Source organism: Streptomyces sp. NPDC111802, assembly GCF_055634335.1.
Genome location: NZ_JBVKCZ010000061.1, coordinates 1 through 20561, shown reverse-complemented (window position 1 = coordinate 20561; position 20561 = coordinate 1). Strand labels below are relative to the sequence as shown.

Annotated in this window: 18 protein-coding genes; 10 read left to right on the top strand and 8 right to left on the bottom strand. The window is 71.9% G+C overall.

What is annotated here, in order from left to right:
• Positions 1-66: 66 nt before the first annotated feature.
• A complete protein-coding gene (locus ACZ7NC_RS40050) occupies positions 67-1557 on the top strand; it encodes an alpha/beta hydrolase (protein ID WP_471496249.1) in 1491 nt (496 codons plus the stop codon).
• Between the two features lie 209 nt (positions 1558-1766).
• On the opposite strand, the gene ACZ7NC_RS40045 is transcribed toward ACZ7NC_RS40050, so the two are convergent.
• Positions 1767-4802, bottom strand: a complete 3036-nt coding sequence (locus ACZ7NC_RS40045) for a SpoIIE family protein phosphatase (protein WP_471496246.1) — start codon at positions 4800-4802, stop codon at positions 1767-1769.
• A gap of 231 nt (positions 4803-5033) precedes the next feature.
• Here ACZ7NC_RS40045 and ligA point away from each other — a divergent pair, with 231 nt between their 5' ends.
• From ligA to ACZ7NC_RS40025, 4 genes are all read left to right on the top strand, one after another.
• Positions 5034-7121 carry an NAD-dependent DNA ligase LigA gene (gene ligA / locus ACZ7NC_RS40040; RefSeq protein ID WP_471496244.1) on the top strand — a complete coding sequence of 696 codons (2088 nt, stop codon included), beginning with the start codon at positions 5034-5036 and terminating at the stop codon, positions 7119-7121.
• A 121-nt stretch (positions 7122-7242) separates the two neighbouring features.
• Positions 7243-7731, top strand: a complete 489-nt coding sequence (locus tag ACZ7NC_RS40035; protein WP_471496242.1) for a DUF4328 domain-containing protein — start codon at positions 7243-7245, stop codon at positions 7729-7731.
• 69 nt (positions 7732-7800) lie between these two features.
• Entirely contained in the window at positions 7801-7971 is a 171-nt protein-coding gene (locus tag ACZ7NC_RS40030; RefSeq protein ID WP_471496240.1) for a hypothetical protein, read from the top strand.
• Positions 7972-8255: 284 nt separating this feature from the next.
• Positions 8256-9005, top strand: a complete 750-nt coding sequence (locus tag ACZ7NC_RS40025) for a DUF4142 domain-containing protein (RefSeq protein ID WP_471496238.1) — start codon at positions 8256-8258, stop codon at positions 9003-9005.
• A gap of 62 nt (positions 9006-9067) precedes the next feature.
• Here ACZ7NC_RS40025 and ACZ7NC_RS40020 read toward each other — a convergent pair whose 3' ends face one another.
• The gene (locus ACZ7NC_RS40020) at positions 9068-9649 is read right to left on the bottom strand and encodes an Rv1733c family protein (RefSeq protein ID WP_471496236.1); all 582 of its coding nucleotides are present in this window, start codon (positions 9647-9649) and stop codon (positions 9068-9070) included.
• A 276-nt stretch (positions 9650-9925) separates the two neighbouring features.
• Between ACZ7NC_RS40020 and ACZ7NC_RS40015 the strand changes: the two genes are divergently transcribed.
• Positions 9926-10807 (top strand): MurR/RpiR family transcriptional regulator, encoded by an 882-nt coding sequence (locus ACZ7NC_RS40015; protein ID WP_471496234.1) that lies wholly within the window; start codon positions 9926-9928, stop codon positions 10805-10807.
• 179 nt (positions 10808-10986) lie between these two features.
• On the opposite strand, the gene ACZ7NC_RS40010 is transcribed toward ACZ7NC_RS40015, so the two are convergent.
• On the bottom strand, positions 10987-12471 hold the full coding sequence (locus ACZ7NC_RS40010; protein WP_471496232.1) for a glycoside hydrolase family 3 N-terminal domain-containing protein: 1485 nt from the start codon (positions 12469-12471) through the stop codon (positions 10987-10989).
• A 260-nt stretch (positions 12472-12731) separates the two neighbouring features.
• On the opposite strand from ACZ7NC_RS40010, the gene ACZ7NC_RS40005 reads away from it, so the two are divergent.
• On the top strand, positions 12732-13748 hold the full coding sequence (locus ACZ7NC_RS40005) for a lysylphosphatidylglycerol synthase transmembrane domain-containing protein (RefSeq protein WP_471496230.1): 1017 nt from the start codon (positions 12732-12734) through the stop codon (positions 13746-13748).
• 16 nt (positions 13749-13764) lie between these two features.
• On the opposite strand, the gene ACZ7NC_RS40000 is transcribed toward ACZ7NC_RS40005, so the two are convergent.
• The 5 genes from ACZ7NC_RS40000 to ACZ7NC_RS39980 form a co-directional block, all read right to left on the bottom strand.
• A complete protein-coding gene (locus tag ACZ7NC_RS40000) occupies positions 13765-14511 on the bottom strand; it encodes a PP2C family protein-serine/threonine phosphatase (protein ID WP_471496228.1) in 747 nt (248 codons plus the stop codon).
• Positions 14512-14631: 120 nt separating this feature from the next.
• Entirely contained in the window at positions 14632-15039 is a 408-nt protein-coding gene (gene msrB / locus ACZ7NC_RS39995) for a peptide-methionine (R)-S-oxide reductase MsrB (RefSeq protein WP_471496226.1), read from the bottom strand.
• Between the two features lie 12 nt (positions 15040-15051).
• Positions 15052-16443 carry a UDP-N-acetylmuramate--L-alanine ligase gene (gene murC / locus ACZ7NC_RS39990; protein ID WP_471496224.1) on the bottom strand — a complete coding sequence of 464 codons (1392 nt, stop codon included), beginning with the start codon at positions 16441-16443 and terminating at the stop codon, positions 15052-15054.
• A gap of 119 nt (positions 16444-16562) precedes the next feature.
• Positions 16563-17036, bottom strand: coding sequence for an indole-3-glycerol phosphate synthase (locus ACZ7NC_RS39985; protein WP_471496222.1), 474 nt, complete (start codon positions 17034-17036; stop codon positions 16563-16565).
• A gap of 149 nt (positions 17037-17185) precedes the next feature.
• Positions 17186-18061 (bottom strand): pyrimidine reductase family protein, encoded by an 876-nt coding sequence (locus tag ACZ7NC_RS39980; RefSeq protein WP_471496220.1) that lies wholly within the window; start codon positions 18059-18061, stop codon positions 17186-17188.
• Positions 18062-18098: 37 nt separating this feature from the next.
• Here ACZ7NC_RS39980 and zapE point away from each other — a divergent pair, with 37 nt between their 5' ends.
• The 3 genes from zapE to ACZ7NC_RS39965 all read left to right on the top strand — a co-directional run bounded on the left by zapE (position 18099) and on the right by ACZ7NC_RS39965 (position 20443).
• Complete coding sequence (gene zapE / locus ACZ7NC_RS39975; protein ID WP_471496218.1) at positions 18099-19208, top strand: cell division protein ZapE; 1110 nt, start codon at positions 18099-18101, stop codon at positions 19206-19208.
• Positions 19209-19383: 175 nt separating this feature from the next.
• Positions 19384-19788, top strand: a complete 405-nt coding sequence (locus tag ACZ7NC_RS39970) for a hypothetical protein (RefSeq protein ID WP_471496216.1) — start codon at positions 19384-19386, stop codon at positions 19786-19788.
• A 76-nt stretch (positions 19789-19864) separates the two neighbouring features.
• Positions 19865-20443 (top strand): carbonic anhydrase, encoded by a 579-nt coding sequence (locus ACZ7NC_RS39965; RefSeq protein WP_471496214.1) that lies wholly within the window; start codon positions 19865-19867, stop codon positions 20441-20443.
• Positions 20444-20561: the final 118 nt, after the last annotated feature.

Genomic DNA, 20561 nt, shown 5'->3' with positions numbered 1-20561 from the left:
GACGCGCACACGTTATCGATAATCATTTTCATTTGCCACCCCGTTCTCACCTCGCTCTGGAGAGCCATGTCCCTACGACCGGCACGCCCCACCGCCCTGCTGTGCGCCCTGGCCGCGACAGCCGCCCTGTTCCCCTCCGCCACCCCCGCCCGGGCCGCGGTCTCCCTGACCTTCGGCGGCTGCCCGGACTCCGTACCGAGCCCGCCCGCACCGGACCGCGTGGAGTGCGGGCACCTCACCGTCCCGCTCGACCGGCGGCACCCCTCCGGCCCGCGCATCGAGATCGCCGTTTCCCGCGTCCCCGCCTCCGGCACCCCCGCCGAGCGACGCGGCATCCTGCTGGTGAACCCCGGCGGCCCGGGCGGCTCCGGGCTCCCCTACGCGGTGACCAAGCGCGCCAAACTCCCCGCGAGCGTGCGGCGTTCGTACGACGTCATCGGCTTCGACCCCCGCGGCGTCGGCCACAGCGCGCCGGCCGACTGCGGCGCGATGGGCGGCCTTTTCACCACGCCGGGCACGGACCCGGTGCCGGTGGGCCCCCGGGCCGAGCGGGCATACCTCACCTCACAGCGGCACATGGCCGACGACTGCGCGGCGAGCGCGGACACTCGGCTGCTGCCGCACATGTCCACCGAGCAGACGGCGTACGACATGGACGCGATCCGCGCCGCGCTGGGCGAGCCCCGCACGAGCTTCCTCGGTGTCTCGTACGGCAGTTACCTGGGCGCGGCCTACATGGCCCGCTTTGCGCACCGGGTGGACCGGATGGTGCTGGACAGCGTGGTCGGGCCCTGGGACTGGTACGACTTCGACGTGATCCAGAGCCGGGCACTGCTGCGGGCCCGCGACACCTTCTTCGCCTGGACCGCCGCGCACGCGGACCGCTTCGGCCTGGGCGGGGACGCGGAGGCGGTACGGCGGTCGTATCTGCGCGTGCGTCAAGGGCTTGCCGCCCGCCCGGTGAACGGCTTCGGCCCGGCGGAGTTCGACCGGGCCGTGTACCGCGCCCTCGGCCGCACCGAGCGCTGGCAGGGGTTGGCCGACGGGCTGCGCACCTACCTGACGGACCGCGGTGTGGACGCCCTGCGCCCAGCGGCTCCCTTCGACGGCCCGGAGTCCCGCAACTACGAGGCGGCCAACCGGATCGTGAAGTGCGCGGACGGCCCGGGTCCGACGCCGGGCGAGATCCTGGCGGACATCCGCCGCATACGACGACTGGACCGACAACCGGTGCTGACCGGCCTGGAGGCGACGACCTGCGCGTACTGGCACCACCGCCCCGACCGCCGTACGCCGCTGGGCAGTCCGGCTGCCCCGCCGGTCCTTCTGGTCGCCTCCGCGCACGACCCTGTGACGCCGATCCAGGGCGCGCGCGAACTCCGTGAGCTGCTGCCGGGCTCCCGCCTGGTCACCCTCGAGAACGACTACTCCCACGGCGTGTTCGCCAGCCGGGGGAATGCGTGCGTGGACGGCACGGTGGCGGCCTACCTCGTCGACGGGGTGGTACCGGCGAAGGATGTGCGCTGCACCGGGCCGGGGGTGCCGGACGCACGGTGATCGACGCCGGTCGGCATCATCCAGCGTGCGCTGCACCGGGCCGGGGTGCCGGACGCACGGTGATCGACGCCGGTCGGCATCATCCAGCCCGTCCGGCGATTGAGGACGAGGCCCGTTCAGGGCCGAAGCGGGGGTCTGGGGGCGGCAGCCCCCAGAGGCGCCCGCATCGTCGCCGGTGCCCTGAGTTCGCGGCACCCCCAGCGGCAGCGTCACGGCAGCGGCTGCTCCGTCCAAATGATCTTGCCGTTGGGTGTGTAGCGGGTGCCCCAGCGCTCGGTGAGCTGGGCGACGAGGAACAGCCCGCGGCCGCCCTCGTCCGTGCTCCGGGCCTGGCGCAGTCGGGGCGAGGTGCCGCTGCCGTCGGAGACCTCGCAGAGCAGGGCACGGTCGCGGAGCAGGCGGAGCTGTACGGGGCCGCCGGCGGCGTGGCGGATGGCGTTGGTGACGAGTTCGCTGGCGACCAGTTCGGTGGTGAAGGCCAGGTCGTCGAGGCCCCAGGCGGCGAGCTGCTCGGTGACCGCCACACGTGCACCGGAGACGACCGCCGGGTCGCTGGGCAGCTCCCACTGGGCCACGCGGTCGGCGCCCAAGGTGTGAGTGCGGGCGACGAGCAGTGCCACGTCGTCGCCGGGACGGGCCGGGAGCAGGGCGTCGAGGACGGCGTCGCAGGTCTCCTCCGGCGAGCGGTCGTCGCCGGCCAGCACGGCGCGGAGCTTGTCCAGACCGGCGTCGATGTCACGGTGCCGGTCCTCGACCAGACCGTCGGTGTAGAGCACCAGCCGGCTGCCCTCGGCCAGTTCCAACTCGACCGTCTCGAACGGCATCCCGCCCAGGCCCAGGGGCGGGCCGGAGGGCAGGTCGACGAACTCCACCGTGCCGTCGGGGGCGACTACGGCGGGCAGGGGGTGCCCGGCGCGGGTGAGGGTGCAGCGCCGGGACACCGGATCGTAGACGGCGTACAGGCAGGTGGCTCCGACGATGCCGGAGTCCGGGCTGTTCTCCGCCGCCCAGCCCTCGCCCCTGTCCAGTCGGCAGACCAGGTCGTCGAGGTGGGTGAGGAGGTCGTCGGGTGACAGGTCCAGGGAGCAGAAGTTGTGCACGGCGGTGCGCAGCCGGCCCATCGTCGCGGCGGCGTGCAGCCCGTGCCCGACCACGTCGCCCACGACGAGCGCGACCCGGGCGCCGGAGAGCGGGATGACATCGAACCAGTCGCCGCCGACACCGGCCTGTGCGGGCAGATAGCGGTAGGCGACCTCGACGGCACTCTGCTCGGAACGGCCCCTCGGCAGCAGGCTGCGCTGGAGGGCGAGGGCGGTGTTGTGCTCGCGGGTGTAGCGGCGGGCGTTGTCGATACAGATCGCCGCGCGGCCGACCAGCTCCTGGGCGAGGGAGAGGTCGTCGTTCTCGAAGGACACGGGCTGCAGGGAACGGTAGAAGCTGACGACGCCGAGGGTGGTGCCGCGGGCCCGCAGCGGCACGGTGATCAGGGAGTGGATGCCTGCGGCGAGAACGGGTTCCAGCCGCTCCGGGTCCTGCGCGATCCAGCCGTCCGCCTCGGTCAGCACGGGTTCCATGACGGACTGCCTGGTCTCCAGGGAGCGCGCCTGCGGCGTGGACGGGACGTACTCGACGGGGTCGCCGACGTCGTACAGATGGTGCGGCTGCCTGCGTACGGCCCGGATGGCGACCCGGCGCAGCGCGGTGCGGCCGCCGAGCGTCTCCGGCTCCTCGCCGCGCAGCACCGAGTCGGGCAGATCGACGGCGACGAAGTCGGCGAACCGGGGGACGGTCACCTCGGCGAGTTCCTCGGCGGTGCGGGTGACGTCCAGCGTGGTGCCGATCCGCACGCTCGCGTCGTGCAGCAGCTCCAGCCGCCGCCGCGCCAGCACGGCCAGCCGCCCGACCCCGGGCTCCCCGATCAGCAACAGCCAGCCGTCGGTGCCGGGGGCGGCGGGGGTGTCGACGCCCTGCGTCGATCTGGTGAGCGGATCGGTCGGGGACACGACGGGGAGCGTGGCGGCGCTCCGGCCCGCGGCCGGGTGCGGGTCGGGCTTGGGCGCGGTGGGCGCAGGCGGGGACTCTGGCACTGTCGGGGCCTGCGCGACCGGTGGGGTGTGCGTGGCCGACGGGGCCTGGGCGGGCGCTGTATGCGGCGGGGGCTTGGCGGGCGCGGGGGGCTTCGGCGGGGCGTTGCGCTGTGGGGCCGCCGGGCTTGCCGGTGCCCGTGCGGACGGTCCGGCCGAGCCCCGTCCCGGCGCCCCGACCCGTCCTTGCGCGGCCCGCGCCGCCGGAGTTCCCTTGCGCGACGCGGTCAGGCCGACGTGGCGCAGGCGTGGGCCCCCGGCCACGCGGGCCTCGACGGCGACGCCGGTCTCCCCCGTCGCGCTCCTGACCTGGCGGAGCAGCAGCGTGGCGGTCCGGCCGCCGGGCAACCTGACCTCGTCGAAGGTGCGGTGCGGGGAGGCGATGAGTTCCTCGGCCTTCTCCCGCAGCACGGCCATGTCGATGCGGCCGAGGCCGCCGTCCCGCTCGGGACGCGGTTCCTCGGGCTGTCTCGGCCAGCCCTGGGCGCGACCGTCGGCGCGCCGGTACGCGGCGAGCAGGGCGTGTTCGCGCTGGTTGGCCTGGTCCAGCAGCCGGGCCTCGATGTCCCGGACGGCCTCGCGGACCGTCCGGACCATGGCCGGGTCACCCTGGTCGCGCAGACAGGTGATGTCGAGGACGGCCTCGATGCGTCCGCTGAGCGGGTCCCGGACCGGCGCGCCCGCGCAGGCGAAGGGCTGGAGGCAGTCGGCGAAGTGTTCGCGGCCGGCGATGTAGACGGGGCCGCGCTCGGCGAGGGCGGTGCCGACGCCGTTGGTGCCGACGACCGGCTCCGAGGCGTCGAAGCCGGGGGCGAACTGCACGGCGTCGAGCTGCTCGCGCAGCTGCCGGTCACCGCCGAGCCGCTGGACCATGCGGCCCTGTCCGTCGCAGAGCACGATGGTCATGCTCACGTCGGCGAGGGATGCGGTCAGGTCGCTCAGGACCGGGCCGGCGGCGCGCAGGAACCGGTCGTCCAGGGCGATGCCCTCGGTATAGGGAACGAGCAGTCGATGCGGCTGCAGCCCGATGGAGCGGCATCGTTTCCAGGAGTGCAGCACCGAGTCCCGGACGTCCGACTCGACCAGCGAGCCGGCCAGGAATCGTTCGTGGGCATCGACGAGACCGCCGATGTCGTCCCAGGCGACGGACAACGGGATCACTTCCCTCACCCGAAGCCGACCCGGTCGCACGCCGCCACTCGACCTACGGCCCGGCGGGCTTCGTCAAGCGGTATCACCCTAGACCCTACGTGACGCGCCTCACAATGACCTGACTCGGCCTCGGGAGCGGCCGGCCGCCCGGGCAAGGGGCGGTCAGAACCAGTGCGGGCTGCCGGGCCCGGGGTGCTTGCGGCAGCGGCGTTGTCAGTGGTGGCAGGCAGGATGACGGGCATGACGACATCTGTTGCGCAGATCGTGGACGCCGCCGGCTACGCCCGGGCGGTCGAGGACGTGGTGAAGGCGGCGGCCGCCTATTACACCGACGGCACTTCCCCGCTGGACGACGACGCCTACGACCGCCTGGTGCGGGAGATCGCCGCGTGGGAGGCCGGTCATCCCGATCAGGTGCTGCCCGACTCGCCGACCGGGAAGGTCACCGGCGGCGCCGTCGAGGGCGATGTGCCGCACACCGTCGCGATGCTGAGCTTGGACAACGTGTTCTCGGCCGAGCAGTTCACGGCGTGGACGGCCTCGCTGGCGCGCCGGATCGGACACGAGGCGGAGAGATACAGCGTCGAGGCGAAACTCGACGGTCTCGCGATCGCGGCCCGCTACACACAGGGACGGCTGACACGGCTGATCACACGCGGCGACGGGACGGCCGGGGAGGACGTCTCGCACGCGATGAGCACCATTGAGGGCCTGCCCGAGACCCTGGCCGAGCCGGTCAGCGTTGAGGTGCGGGGCGAAGTCCTCATGACCGGTGCGCAGTTCGAGCACGCCAACGAGGTGCGCACCGCGCACGGCGGGCAGCCGTTCGCCAACCCGCGCAACGCGGCCGCGGGCACCCTGCGGGCCAAGGACCGCGCCTACACGGTCCCGATGACGTTCTTCGGATACGGCCTGCTTCCCCTGCCCGACACCGACGAGCCCCTGGCCGCACGGCTGGACGGCCTCGCGCACAGTGAGCTCATGATCCTCGCCGGGCAGCTGGGCGTGCACACCACCGCCACCACCCCGGTGCCCGGCGTCACCGCAGCCACCACGGACGAGGTCCTGACCCGGGTGCAGGAGATCGCCGCCCTGCGCGCCGAGCTGCCGTTCGGGATCGACGGGATCGTCATCAAGGCCGACCTCGCCGCCGACCAGAAGGCGGCCGGATCCGGATCGCGGGCCCCGCGCTGGGCGATCGCCTACAAGCTGCCGGCCGTGGAGAAGATCACCCGGCTTCTGGAGGTCGAGTGGAACGTGGGCCGCACCGGCATCATCGCCCCCCGAGGCGTCCTGGAACCGGTCGAGATCGACGGCTCCACCATCACCTACGCCACACTCCACAACCCGTCCGACATCACCCGGCGTGACCTGCGTCTGGGCGACCAGGTGATGGTTCACCGCGCCGGCGACGTCATTCCGCGCATCGAGGCCCCGGTCGCCCACCTGCGCACCGGCGACGAGAAGCCGATCACCTTCCCCGAGGCATGCCCGCGCTGCGGCTCGGCCATCGACACCAGCCAGGAACGCTGGCGGTGCGAGCAGGGGCGCAACTGCCACCTGGTCGCCTCCCTCTCCTACGCCGCGGGCCGCGACCAGCTCGACATCGAGGGCCTGGGCGCCACCCGTGTCGTCCAGCTCGTCGAGGCCGGACTGGTCGCCGATCTCGCCGACCTCTTCACCCTGACCCGCGACCAGCTTCTCGGGCTGGATCGGATGGGCGAAACGAGCACCGACAACCTCCTGGCCGCTCTCGCCACGGCCAGGACACGCCCGCTGTCGCGGGTGCTGTGCGCGCTGGGGGTCCGTGGCACGGGCCGCTCGATGTCCCGCCGCATCGCCCGGCACTTCGCCACCATGGACAACATCCGTGCCGCCGACGCCGACCAGTTGCAACAGGTCGAAGGCATCGGAGCCGAGAAGGCGCCCTCCATCGTCGCCGAACTCGCCGAACTCACCGGGCTGATCGACAGACTCGCCGCCGCCGGGGTGAACATGACCGAACCGGGCGCCACCTTCGCGCCCGTGGACGCCACCAGCACCGGCACCGACCCCGCCGCGACCGCCACCCCGGCCGGCCCGCTCGCCGGGATGACCGTGGTGGTCACCGGCACCATGACCGGTCCGCTCGAGAAGCTCAGCCGAAACCAGGTGAACGAACTCATCGAACGGGCCGGCGGCCGCTCCTCCTCCAGCGTGTCCAGGAAGACCAGCCTCGTGGTCGCCGGAGAAGCCGCCGGATCCAAGCGTTCCAAGGCCGAAGACCTCGGCATCCGCCTCGCTGCACCCGACGAGTTCGCTCTCCTCGTCGCCGACTTTCTCGACTGAGCATCGAGCCGCCGACCTGCGGAATTGTCATGGACGGGATACGCGTGATCGGCGTATCGTGCCTCGGCCGCGCCTTGTTCCGCGGACCCTGTCTCTTCTCGCCCGTGGGGTGCTCATCACCATGTCCGCATCCAGTGACGTACGTCCACGTCCCCTGCTGCCCGCGGGAACGCCCGCGTCCTCCATCGGTCTCCTGGTCGCAGCGGTGGGCGGGCTCGCGCTGGTCGCCCTCTCCGACGTGTTCAGCCTTGTCGCTGGATTTCGGCTCCGGGCGGTGATCGACGGGGACGGCGGCTTCGCCACGGCTCCGCAGCGGGAACTGGATGCCGCTGCCTCGCTGTACGAGACGGCCGGGAGATACCAGGCCATCGTGTACGTGCCCGTCGCGATCGTCTTCGTCGTCTGGTTCTTCCGTATGCGCCGCAACACCGGGCTGCTGGCACCGGACCGGTTCCGCAACGGGCCCGGGTGGGCCATCGGTGCCTGGCTCATTCCGCTGGTGAACCTGTGGATGCCGTACCGCATCGCCCTCGACATGTGGGGAGCCGCCACTCCGCTGCCGGCCGAGGGCGAGCGGTACAAGGCGCGGACCTGGCCGGTGAACCTGTGATGGGGTCTGTTCGTCCTCGGCGTCCTGTTCAACCGGTACAGCGGGACGAAATACAGGAACGCCGAGACGTTGACGGAGATCAGGGACGGGGTGATGCAGTACATGGCAGCCGACACGGTGCACCTGGCCGGCACCGTCGCCGCCGTGTATTTCGCTGTCCGGCTGACCGCGATGCAGCGCCTCAAAGCGGCTCGGGGGCCGTTCGGGCCGACGGTCGTCAAGGAGACCTCGGCTCACTGAACGGATCCGCCGCTCATGGGCACCGTGGCCGACGATCCCGGGTCACGGCCGCTGATGGTCGAGACCCGCACGTCATCCACCCGACTGTGCGTCAGGTGCCAGCCTGGTCGCGGGCAACCGCGAGGCATCGTAGCGGCCGAACTGCGGCTGGTGTTCGCAGGGTTCGCGGTGGGGTGTGACGGACGACGCACAGCGGGCCGCAAGTTTTTTCCCGCCGCGATGATTGTTTCGCGCGATCCATCCGTACCTCAGGGGGTACCGAGCCGTTCACGTCAGGAGACACGATGCCCATCTCACGCCGCATGGTAGGCACCGTCTTCGTGGGAGGCGCCCTCGTCCTCACCCTCTCGGCCCTTGCCTACCCCGCCATGCTGGGCGTGCAGACCACCTCTGCCAACCAGGACCGCGTCATCGCCAACACCCGGTACGGCCCGCTGACCGAGGCCGACCGGGACTTCGTCGTCAAGGTTCGCGCCGCCGGGCTGTGGGAGCACCCGCTGGGCATGATGGCGATGCAGCGTGGGACGACCCCGGAGATGAAGGAGGCCGGTCAGCACCTGGTCGTCGGGCATGCCCGGCTCGACCTCGCCTGCCGCAAACTCGCGTCCGAGCTGAACATCACGCTGCCGAACCAGGCCAGCCCGCAGCAGCAGCAGTTCGTGGCGACCGTGGACTCCAAGACGGGCAAGGAGTTCGACGCCACGGGTGTCGCCATCATGCGGGTGACGCACGGGCAGATCTTCCCCGCGATCGCGAAGATCCGCGGCACCACGCAGAACACCTTGGTCCGTCAACTGGCAGACCTCGCGAACGACACCGTGCTCGACCACATGACGGTCCTGGAGAAGACCGGCATGGTGAACTTCGACGCGAACAACTTCCAGCAGACCACGCCGCCGAAGCTCCCCAAGGACCAACTCACCCCGCCCGCCCCCCAGCCGGGTTCGCCGGTGCTCACGCTCGCCATCCCCAAGGGCCTGGAGGACCTGAACACCGCGTCCCCGACGGCACTGCCGAGCGCGGACGTCAAGTGACGGTCATGTGACTCAAGTGACCAGGGCCCCGGACTCCCTCCGGGGCACCTGATCGCAACTGATCAGCCCGTCTTCCATCCCCATGGCGTGTCCAGCCGCTCCCACTCCGCGCCCCACTGCTCCAGGCGCCGCCGCTCCATCCCCAGCCGTACCACCCAGGCGGAGCCCAGGACTACGCCGGCGGCGCCCGCGCCGGCCAGGATGCCGCCGGCGACCGAGTGCAGCATGATCTCGGTCTCGGAAAGCGGCTGCTTGGGGAGGACATGGGTGCGGTCCGTCCACACCTCGACCTTGCCGCCCGCCTTCATCTTGGGCGGCACTCGCGCGTCGTCCGTATGAACCGTGCCGTCCGGGGCGGTCCAGCGGACGGTGGCCCAGACCAGATGGTCGGTGGTCACCCGGGCGGGCCCCGGATCCTCCGCGTCCTTCACGAGTACGGCCGTCACCTTGTGGCTCTCGGCCCGTTGCTGCTCCGCCGAACGCACCACCGCGTCCGCCGCGGCGAGACCGCCGAACACGGCGCCGACCAGCGCGAGCAGCCATCCGCACAGTACGACCCAGGCCTCGATGACGTCACAGCGCCGCCTCAGCGGATTGGCCCGCCAACGCCACAGCCGCACCTTCGTGCACTCCGAGGCAGCCATGCCGACACCCCCTTGAGCACCGACAGCACCTTTCCAGTGTGCGCCCGTTGTCGCCGCCGTGTATGTTCCAGCACCATTGAATCAAGCACTCAGCATCCCTAGCACCTTCGGGTGGATACATTCACCCCGAGGGGACGGGAGCGGATCATCCAGAGGCGCGCGCTCGGGGCTCGCCGCCATACAGGACGAGGTGGGCGATGGTCAGGCGGTTGGTCGGCTGCGGATCGGTCCTGGCATTCAACCGGTCGGAAATCCGGTGGCTGGTACCTTCTCTTCATGCCCGCGACGGACGTCACCACACTGATCCGCACCGAGCTGCCCCGGCTGGCCGGCTCCCTGCGGAAGGTCGGCGAGCTGATCCTGGAGGATCCCGCCGCCGTCACGCACTGCTCGGCCGCCGAGCTGGGCCGCCGCACCGGCACCTCCCAGGCGACGGTGACCCGCTTCTGCCGTGCCATCGGCCTCGACTCCTACCAGCATCTGCTGATCGAGCTGGCCCAGGAGCGTGGCCGGGGCGAGGCGTCCGACTGGGGCACCGCCGAGATCGGCCCGGACATCTCCCCCGACGACTCCCTGGAGCGGGTCGTGCAGGTCGTGGGCAACACGGACCTGCGGGCGGTGCAGCGGACCATCGACCGGATCGACCTCGACGCCGTCGAGCGCGCCGCGCAGGCCACCGCGCGGGCCCGCCGTGTCGATGTGTACGGCGTCGGCGGCAGCGGGGCCGTGGCGCAGGAGACCGAGACCCGGCTGTTCCGCATCGGCTGTGCGGTGCGCGGCTGGACCGAGGTGCACGCCGCCGCCACGTCCGCCGCGCTGCTCACCCCGGCGGACGTGGCCATCGGCATCTCGCACTCCGGGGCCACCCGGGAGACCGTCGAGCCGCTGGAGCTCGCCAAGGAGCGCGGGGCGACGACGGTGGCGATCACCTCCGACCCGCGTTCACCGCTCGCCAGGGCCGCCGACATCCGGCTCATCTCGACCGCCTCGGAGACCAACTTCCTCACCGGCCTCGGCGGCCGACACTCGGTCCTGGTGCTGATCGACTGCCTCTACGTCCGGGTCGCCCAGCTCTCCTACCAGCGCGCGAGCGCCTCACTGGCATTGACCGAGCACATCACCCCGCAGCACACGGTAAAGCCCCGGCGCACGCGCTGAGCGCAGCCGGTTCCGTCCGGCCCGCGACACCGCCAGACTGCTGGACCGCACACCGACACCCGGCACTCGGGCGGAGGACGTACGACCCGCGCCGGCCCTGGCCGACCGGTCTGAGGATCCCGAGCACCTGGCGGCGCGCGGGATCAAGGAGGTCGTACGGCCGGACCGAGCGTCGCCCGTCAGACGCCGGCCAGTACCTCGGCCACCGCGCGCAGATTGACCCGCCCCCGCCCGTACGAGCACAGCGCGCCGCCCTCCGGCAGCCCCGTGTCCACCCGCACCGCGTCCGGCCGCCGGCCCAACAGGGCGTCCCGCAGCCGCACTTGCCAGGGGTGCAGTCCGGCGTCGCACGTGGCCACGACCAGCGGGGCGGCCCCGCAGCGGCGCACGATCCCCTCGACGAGGGAGTCCGGGTCCGCGCACTCACCCGTCACCGCCGTGCCGGTCGCCGTGGGGTCGGCGGCGCGCACCTCGCTGAGCAGGTCCTCGCCGCCCCAGTTGAGCGCGGGGTGCGGCGGCGGGAACAGGTCGACGACATGAGCACCGCGCACGGCGGGCGGCACGCCCCGGCTCCGTACGGCCCGGCGCGCGGCTTCGATCCCGGCGTCCGCGTCCGAGCCGGCCCGGTCGGCTGGAGGCGTCGCGTACCGCTCGGCGAGCCGTCGTACCCGTCCCGCGGCCTCCTCGATCCGCTCCTCGGCCAGGACGCCGGTCCGCAGCGCGTCGAGTACGGCGTCCCGGCAGTCCAGGGTGCGGTTCAAGTCGCCGACGGCGACGATCACTTGGTCCGCTCCCGCGGCGAGCGCGATACGCGCGCCGGCCGCCTCGCCGTACTCGTCGGCGATGGCCTTCATCTCCAGCGCGTCACTGACGAGGACGCCGTCGAAGCCGAGATCGTGGCGGAGCAGATCGCCGAGGATGCGTCGGCTGAGCGTGGCGGGCCGGTTGGGGTCGAGCGCCGGGAAGACCACATGGGCGCTCATCAGCATCGGTACGCCCGCGTCGATGGCCGCGCGGAACGGTTCGAGGTCGACGCTCAGTCCGTCGTACGGCCGTGGGTCGACCGCCATGCCGAGGTGACTGTCGGCGACGGTTCCGCCGTGGCCGGGGAAGTGCTTGGCGCAGGAGGCGATGCCGCGGGCCTCGGTCGCGGTGATCCAGGCGCGCAGATGGCGGGCGGCGAGCTCGGGGTCGGCGCCGAACGAGCGGGTGCGCACGATCGGGTTGTCCGGCCGGTGCTGGAGGTCGGCGACGGGGGCGTAGGCGGCGGTGATGCCGAGGCCGGCCAGGTGCGCGGCCAGGGCGTCGGCGCAGCGGGCGGTGAGGTTCGGGTCGTCGACGACGCCGAGGGCGTAGGAGCCGGGGACCTCGGGGGCGCCGGCGGCGACCAGGTGGCCGATGCCGCCGCCCTCGTTGTCGATGGCGACGAGGAGGTCGGGGCGTATCGCGCGCAGCTCGTCGGTGAGGCGGCGCACCTGCTGGGCGTCGCGGATGTTGCGGGTGAAGAGGACGACGCCGCCGAGACCGCGGTCGACGAGCTCCTTGAGCGGGTCCGGGACGTTCGTGGCACCGTCGAATCCGGCGACGAGGCAGCGGTGGGCGGCTTCGTCCAGGTCGGCCGGGAGGGCGGCCCATCCGAGGGACGTGTGCGCGAAGTGGCTCACCCCGGCATGCTCCGGCTCGGCCAGCCGAAAGTCAACCGTCCGTTGGCTGACTGATTCAACGGCTCGCCATGTGGACACCTATGATCGGGTCCGCACCCGGCGAACAACCCCGCTCACGTCGCCCGCCCGCCGACACCCCTTCGGCTCCCGGACACCATGGCGTCATGCCGGACGGGCACGTTCTCGTCGTCCCCTCCTGCCTCGCCCTCTAGCCGTCCGCCCCGCGTCCGCGCGGTGCGACGCGGAAGGACGACCGCGCCGTGTCCTCGCTCCCGCTCAGCGATCTCCCCGGACCGCTGCCCGCCTGCCCCGCCCCCGCCGCCACCGCCCGCTCCCCCTACGCCCCCGCACGCCTCGCCCGTCACGCGCTGACCCTGCTCCCGCTCCTGCTGATCGGGGCGTGGGCGGCGGCGGACTGGCGTGCCGTGCACGACGGCGCCGCCCGGCTCGCCTCCGCCGACCCCTGGTGGCTGCTGGCCGGCCTGTTCTTCACCTGCATGGGCTGGGTCGTCGCCGCGCTCGTGCGCCAAGGATCGATACCGGACCGGCTGCCGCCGGGCCTGCTGCTCGCGTCCCAGTTCGCGGCCGGCGCCGCCAACCACGTGCTGCCGGCGAGCATCGGCGCCCACGCCGTCACCCTGCGCTTCCTCCAGGGCCAGGGCATACCCCTGGCCCGGGGTACCGCGTCACTCGCCCTGTACTCGCTGGTCAAACCGATCGCGAAGACGGTCGTGCTGCTCGGCTTCCTCATAGCCTTCCCCGAGCTGCTGCACCTGGGCGAACTCGTCCCGGACCAGCGGACGTTGTTCCTGGTGGCCGCGGGCGTGGTCACGGTCCTCGCCACGGCGACCGTGCTCGTGACGACCGTACGACCGCTGCGCCGCCCCCTCCTCGGCTTCGTCCGCACCGCCCTGACCGACGCACGGATCCTGCACACCCGGCCCAGTCGGATCCTCGCCCTCTGGGGCGGGGCCGCCGCCACCCCGCTGCTCCAGGCGAGCGTGATCGCCTCGGTCGGCTTCGCGCTCGGCCTGCCGCTGTCCTGGACGCAGGTGACGCTGGCCCTCCTCCTCGCCAGCACCGCCGTCGGCGCCGTGCCCGCACCGGGCGGCATCGGCCCGGTGGACGCGGCCCTGGTCTTCACGATGGTCACCTTCGGCGCCCCGATGGGCCTGGCCGCGGCCACCGTCATCGGCTACCGCGTCCTGACGGTCTGGGTACCGCTGCTGCCCGGCGCGCTCGTGCTCTCGATCATGGTCCAGCGCAAGATCCTCTGAGCCGACGGCCGCGCGGTCACTCCTCGCCGACCCGCACCACGGCCAGCGTGATGTTGTCGGGCCCGCCCGCCTCGATGGCGGCCTTCCACAGCTCGAAGGCCGCCCGGCCGTCCTCGTGCTCGCGCAGGACCTCGTCCAGTACGTCCGTGGTGAGCGGGTCCGTCAGACCGTCCGAGCAGATGAGGTAGCGGTCGCCGGGCAGCAAGGGCTCGGCCATGACATGGGGAGTGACGGCACGGTAGGCGAGCGAGCCGCCGAGGCACTGGGTGACGAGGGTGGTGGTGCGGCCGGGCGGATGCGGCGGGCTGTCGTCGACGCTCAGCTGGCGCAGCCCGTCGTCGGAGGCCGCGAAGACCTGGCTGTCGCCCACGTTGAACACCAGCAGCGAACCGGGTTGCACGACGACCCCGGCGATCGTCGTCCCCATGCCGGACAGCTCGCTCCCCTCCTCGCCGCCCACCGCCTGGTACACGGCGAGATTGCAGGCGTTCACGGCCTCACGGACGGCTACCTCGCTGCCCATGGCCGGACCCAGCGCCGCGATCCTGCGGGCGACCAGCGAACTGGCCACATCGCCGCCGGGATGCCCCCCGAGCCCGTCGGCGACGGCGACGACGAGGGGCGTACCGAGCGGGAAGGCCAGGGTCTGCGGATTCTCGGTCACGGTGCCGCACAGCGTCCACGGCCCGACGGCCAGGCTGTCCTCGTTCCGCTCCCGCAGCAGCCCGGGATGGCTGATCGCAGTCACAGCGACGTACGGCATGAGGCGCCACCGCCTTCCCGCACCGGACAGGCCGCCGAGGCCCGGCCTCCGACTACGAGTCTAGGAACACCCGCGTCCCACGTGCCAGCGCGGCCGCGGGCACGAGCCGACCGGAAGCGGTCAGCTCTCCTCGGGCGTCAACCGCAGCGAGATGCTGTTGATGCAGTACCGCTGGTCGGTCGGTGTCGCGTACCCCTCGCCCTCGAAGACATGCCCGAGATGCGACCCGCACCGGGCGCACCGCACCTCGGTGCGGACCATCCCGTGGGAGCGGTCCTCGAGCAGCTCCACCGCGTCGGTGTCCTTCGGGTCGTAGAAGGACGGCCAGCCGCAGTGCGACTCGAACTTCGTGGTGGAGGTGAAGAGTTCGGCGCCGCAGGCACGACAGGAGTAGACGCCCGTCGTCTTGCTGTTGGTGTACTCACCGGTGAAGGCGGGTTCGGTGGCGGCCTGGCGGAGGACGGCGTACTCGGCCGGGGTCAGCTCCGCGCGCCACTGCTCGTCCGGCTTTTCGACGTCGTACGACATGGGTGTTGCCCCTCACTTCGACAGGCGGTCCAGGATGAGCGGGCCGAGGTCGGTGACATCGCCCGCGCCCATGGTGAGAACGAGATCACCGGGCTGAGTCATTCCCGGGACCAGCGAGGGCACCTCGCTCTTGTCGTGGACCGCCGTCACCTCGGCGCCGGCCGCCCGGGCCGCCTCGATGATCAGCTCACTGGTGACGCCGGGGATCGGGTCCTCGCGGGCCGGGTAGATGTCCAGGACCAGCGAACTGTCGGCCAGGGCGAGGGCGTCGCCCATCTCCTTGCCCAGCTCCTGGGTGCGGGAGAACAGGTGGGGCTGGTAGACGACCACGATCCGGGCGTCACCGGCGGCCGCGCGCATCGCCTCGAGGTCGGCCGTCATCTCGGTCGGGTGGTGGGCGTAGGAGTCGATGACCTGGACGCCCGCGGCCTCGCCCTTGAGCTGAAGGCGCCGCTTCACACCGGTGTAGGCCGCGAGCGCCGGGGCCAGCTCGGCGGCCGGGACCCCGAGGGCCGCGCCCGCCGCGAGGGCGGCCACCGCGTTGAGGGCGTAGTGACGGCCGGGGACCGAGACCGTGAAGGTGAGCTCCTGGCCGTCCAGCACCACGGTGACCTGGCTCTTCAGCCCCTGCGCCACCACCGACAGCACCCGTACGTCGGCGTCCTCCGCCTCGCCGTACGTCACCACCTCCACGTCGCGGGCCGCGACCCGGCGGGTCAGCTCGCGCGCCCCCTCCTGGTCCGCCGAGATCACCAGGGTGCCGCCCTTGGTGATGCGGTCGCAGAACGTCACGAAGGACTCGTAGATCTCGTCCATCGACGCGTAGTTGGCGTGGTGGTCGAGCTCCACGTTCAGGATGATCGCGACGTCGGGCGCGTACTTGTGGAAGCTGCGGTCGGATTCGTCCGCCTCGGCCACGAAGATGTCGCCGTCACCGTGCAGGGCGTTGGAGCCGGGGGCGTCCAGGTCGCCGCCGATGGCATACGACGGCTGCAGGCCCAGCTCGGACAGGGAGACCGCCAGCATCGAGGTCGTGGTCGTCTTGCCGTGCGTGCCGGCGACGGCGATCGGACGCAGCCCGTCCATCAGCGCGGCGAGCGCGTCGGAGCGGTGCACCACGGGGATGCCCAGCTCGGCGGCGCGGGCCAGCTCGGGGTTGTCCCGCCGGATCGCCGACGAGACCACGACACAGCTGGCGTCGTCGGCGAGGTGCTCCGCCGCGTGCCCGATGTGCACGGTCACGCCGAGGGCCCGCAGCGCCTCGGCGGTCGCGGACTCCCTGGCGTCACTGCCGGCCACCTTGGCCCCACGCTGGGCGAGAATCTTCGCGATCCCGGACATCCCGGCCCCGCCGATGCCGATGAAGTGCGGTCGGTCCATGGCGGTGGGAATACCGGGTGCCATGCGTGTTCTCCCCAGGTGCGGTACGACGGTGAGGCTTCAGCCTATTAGCTGGCGGCGACTGCGACGCCCAGGGGCGCGGGGAACCGCGCGACCGGCCAGGGACGACCCGCGAACAACTCCTACGCCTTGCTGTGCGAGAACAGCTTCAGCACCGGCACCCCCACCTTGTGCCGAGCCCTCGACGCCCAGTCCCGGTGGAAGAACTCCTCCACGTAGTGGGGGTCGGTCAGCACGATCACCTCGTCCGCCCCGACCTCGTCCACCACAGCCCTCAGCGCGTCCAGCGGATGGTCCTCCAGCAGCCGCCCGTCCGCCTGGGCCCCGGCCGTGCGCAGCGCGGTGAGCGACACCTCGAGCGCCCGCTCCCCGGTGCTCAGCGCCTCCTCGCCCTCCGGGGTCTCCCCCTCCCGGACCGCCTCGTCCAGCTCGCCGAGCGCGATGTCGTCGATGGCGCGCAGCAACCTGTCGGCCTGTTCACCGCGCGGCTGGAGCAGCACATGGAAGGCGACCTCCTCGTCACCGTGCAAGGTGGTGACGAACTCCACGTCGGCGGACGTCAGGGCCTTCTCGATCATCAAAACGCTTGTGAACACCGGGCGCCCCTTCTGCGGAAACCATCCTGCCCCGTGCTCGCACGGGGACTGCGAGTTTTAGTGTGCCCGGCGGAAGCTAACCGGAACGGTAGATTCCGCCGTTTCAGGGGCACGGCATTCATAGAACCCATTTCCGGACCGCCGTAACCTCACGTCCGCCGGTACCGGCCGAACAGGAAACCCTCCTCCTCCAGCAGCGACACCAGTCCGAACCGTTTCGGGACCGCCACCGAGGGCCCGCCGGCGATGCGCTGGGCGTCGCCCGCGGTGAGCATCGGGGAGATCGTCAGACAGAGCTCGTCGAGCACCCCGGCCGCCACCAGCTGGCCGAGCAGCCGTGGCCCGCCCTCGGTCAGCAGGCGGGTGTGCCCGAGTTCGGCGAGTGCCTGGACCGCCCGGACGGGGTCCACACCGACGCCGTCACCGGCGATCACCACCGTCGCGCCCGCCTTCTCCGCGGTCGCGATCCGGTCGGGGGCCGCGGCGGCACCGGTCAGGATCAGGGTGGGCACGGCCGGCGCGGTGAACAGCGGCAGGTCGTAGTCCAGGTCCAGGCTCGCGCTGACCACCGCGATGGCCGGCGCGGGGCCCTGCCCGGCCGCCTCGCGGGCCTCGGCGAACTCCGCACGCACACGTGCCGGACGGTACCCCTCCAGGCGTACCGTTTCGGCGCCGACGAGCACCACGTCCGCCAGCGCCCGCAGCGTGCCGAAGATGCGCATGTCGGTCGCGGTGGAGATGGGCTGCGAACGGCCGTCGTGCTGGGCCGCCCCGTCCAGCGTGGACACCATGTTGGCCCGCAGCCAGGGCTGCCGACCGCCGGGGCCGGGCTCGGGATAGGCGTACGCGACGGCGAGCTCGGCGAGGCTCCACTCCCGGTCGACCGGTTCACCACCGACCTCGCGGGCCCCACCGGAGGCACCCCCCACAAGCCCCGCTGCGGCAGCTCCACCCCCCTCGTCCCCGGCCGAACCTCCGGAGGTCCTCGCTGCTGTCTCATCGGTCACAGGGAACAGGCGTCGCATGTCATGGAGTGTGGCACGGCGCTTAGCATGGTGACCCGTGTCGTCCTCCACCGCCGCCTCCGGGCAGACCCCGATAGCCGAAGCGAGCCCGCTGTCCCTGTGCGCCCGCGAGCCGCGTGTTCCCGCGGACCGGCTGGTCGCCGAGATGGTGCCGCCGCCCCGCTTCGACTCGGTCCGCTTCAGCACCTACCTCCCGGACCCGAACCAGCCCAGCCAGACAGAGGCGGTCCGCGTCCTGGAGGGCTTCGCGGCGGGGCTCGGCGGCGCGCATGCCAGCGGCGCCGGAAAGGCCAGGCGCGGCTTCCTCGGGTTCGGCAGGCCCAAGGCTCCCAAGACCCCGGCGGGCCCCCGCGGTGTCTACCTCGACGGCGGCTACGGCGTCGGCAAGACCCATCTGCTCGCCTCCCTCTGGCACGCCACACCGGCCGAGCCGTCCCTGAAGGCGTTCGGCACGTTCGTCGAGCTGACCAACCTCGTCGGTGCCCTCGGCTTCCAGCAGACGGTGCAGACCCTGTCCGGTCACCGTCTGCTCTGCATCGACGAGTTCGAGCTCGACGACCCGGGCGACACCGTCCTCGTCTCCACCCTGCTCGGCAAGCTGGTCGACGCGGGCGTGGCGCTCGCCGCCACCTCCAACACCCTGCCCGGCAAGCTCGGCGAGGGCCGCTTCGCGGCGGCCGACTTCCTGCGCGAGATCCAGGGCCTGTCGGCCCACTTCCGGGCCCTGCGCATCGACGGCGAGGACTACCGCCACCGCGGCCTGCCCGAGGCACCGGCGCCGTACTCCGAGGAACAGGTGACGAAGGCGGCGTACGCCACCGAGGGCGCCTCGCTCGACGACTTCCCGCATCTGCTGGACCACCTCGCGCGTGTCCACCCCAGCCGATACGGCGCGTTGACCGATGGCCTGAAGGCCGTGTGTCTCACCGATGTCCAGCCGATTCCGGACCAGTCCACCGCGCTGCGCCTCGTCGTGCTCGCGGACCGGCTCTACGACCGTGAAGTCCCGGTCCTGGCCTCCGGGCTGCCGTTCGACAAGCTGTTCAGCGAGGACATGCTCAAGGGCGGTTACCGCAAGAAGTACTTCCGCGCCATCTCGCGACTCACCGCGCTGGCCCGCGACGCCAAGGGCCTGGTAACCCACTGAATCCCCCTGGTCAAGGGGGAGTTCAGGCCACGCCACCCGCGCATTTCAGGCTCTCTTCAGCTCGAAACGTTAAGTTAACCCTGCAAACAACTTTGCCGGGTTAACGTGTTTCTTGACCAACGGTTGACCAAGTGTTGGCATGCTCAAGAGGTGTGGACTGACTGGAGGGGGGCGCATGTTCCGAGGTACGACGGCCCGGACCGTGGTTTCACTCCTCGCCGCCGCCCTGCTCGCCCTCCAGTTCTTCGCACCCTCCGCGTCCTTCGCACACGCGCATACGGTCAGTCAAGCAAAGGCCAAGGCCCAGCCCGGGATCAAAATCTCCGCGAAGGCGCTGCGCGACGAGACCCTCACGTCCCGCCACTGCGTCCCGCCGCGTGACGGGGACCCGACCGGTCCACTGCGCACCCGGGACCATCCGCGCTTCGCCGGCTCCGGGCCCCAGGCGCCCGACCGGCCGCTGCTCACCCGGGACCCCGCGGCCGCACACCAGCCGGCCAGATCCGGCGCCGCTCACCAGCGCACGTCGAGACCCCCGGCGTCCCATACTCCGGCGGGGCTCCAGGTCTTCCGCTGCTGAGAAGCAGAGCAATCCCCCACCTCTGTCATGTAAACCCCGACGCGCCACTGAGGCGCGCCAGGAGGAGTCACCACACATGCAGCCCCTCATCGACAACGCCCGTACGTTCGGACAGCGCCCTGAGGAGTTCGCCAAGCTGGCCGAAGGGCAGTCCCCGCAGGTCCTGTTCATCACCTGCTCCGACTCCCGGGTCGTACCCGCCCTGATCACGGGCGCCCGCCCGGGCGAGCTCTTCGAGCTGCGCACCGCCGGCAACATCGTCCCGCCGTACGTCTCCGAGCACCCCACCAGCGAGGCGGCCACCATCGAGTACGCCGTGGAGGTCCTCGGCGTCAGCGACATCGTGGTCTGCGGCCACTCCCACTGCGGAGCCGTCGGCGCGCTGGTGCGCGGCGACGACCTGGACGCCGTACCGGCCGTGCGCGCCTGGCTCTCCAGCGCCACCCCGCGCCCGACCGGCGCCGCCGAGGACCCCGAGGTCGCCGAGGGCGTCCAGGCCCATGTACTGACGCAGCTGCTGCGGCTGCGCTCGTACCCGTTCATCGAGAAGAAGCTGAAGGAGCGTCAACTGACCCTGCACGCCTGGTACTACGAGGTGCACAAGGGTGCCGTGCGCGCCCACAGCGCCGAGACCGACACGTTCGAGGCGCTGTGATCGGCATGATGACCAAGTTCCCCCACCTGCGGCAGGACTTCGCCGCCTCGTTGGTCGTCTTCCTGGTCGCGCTGCCGCTGTGCGTCGGCGTGGCCGTCGCCTCCGGAGTGCCCGCCGA

Coding starts and splice junctions, on each gene's coding strand:
- ACZ7NC_RS40020 (WP_471496236.1), bottom strand. CDS start 9,649: ATGGCTGCCTCGGAGTGCACGAAGGTGCGGCTGTGGCGTTGGCGGGCC.
- ACZ7NC_RS40015 (WP_471496234.1), top strand. CDS start 9,926: ATGCCCGCGACGGACGTCACCACACTGATCCGCACCGAGCTGCCCCGG.
- ACZ7NC_RS40035 (WP_471496242.1), top strand. CDS start 7,243: ATGTCCGCATCCAGTGACGTACGTCCACGTCCCCTGCTGCCCGCGGGA.
- ACZ7NC_RS39980 (WP_471496220.1), bottom strand. CDS start 18,061: ATGCGACGCCTGTTCCCTGTGACCGATGAGACAGCAGCGAGGACCTCC.
- msrB (WP_471496226.1), bottom strand. CDS start 15,039: ATGTCGTACGACGTCGAAAAGCCGGACGAGCAGTGGCGCGCGGAGCTG.
- ACZ7NC_RS39965 (WP_471496214.1), top strand. CDS start 19,865: ATGCAGCCCCTCATCGACAACGCCCGTACGTTCGGACAGCGCCCTGAG.
- ligA (WP_471496244.1), top strand. CDS start 5,034: ATGACGACATCTGTTGCGCAGATCGTGGACGCCGCCGGCTACGCCCGG.
- murC (WP_471496224.1), bottom strand. CDS start 16,443: ATGGCACCCGGTATTCCCACCGCCATGGACCGACCGCACTTCATCGGC.
- ACZ7NC_RS39970 (WP_471496216.1), top strand. CDS start 19,384: ATGTTCCGAGGTACGACGGCCCGGACCGTGGTTTCACTCCTCGCCGCC.
- ACZ7NC_RS40050 (WP_471496249.1), top strand. CDS start 67: ATGTCCCTACGACCGGCACGCCCCACCGCCCTGCTGTGCGCCCTGGCC.
- ACZ7NC_RS40000 (WP_471496228.1), bottom strand. CDS start 14,511: ATGCCGTACGTCGCTGTGACTGCGATCAGCCATCCCGGGCTGCTGCGG.
- ACZ7NC_RS40025 (WP_471496238.1), top strand. CDS start 8,256: ATGCCCATCTCACGCCGCATGGTAGGCACCGTCTTCGTGGGAGGCGCC.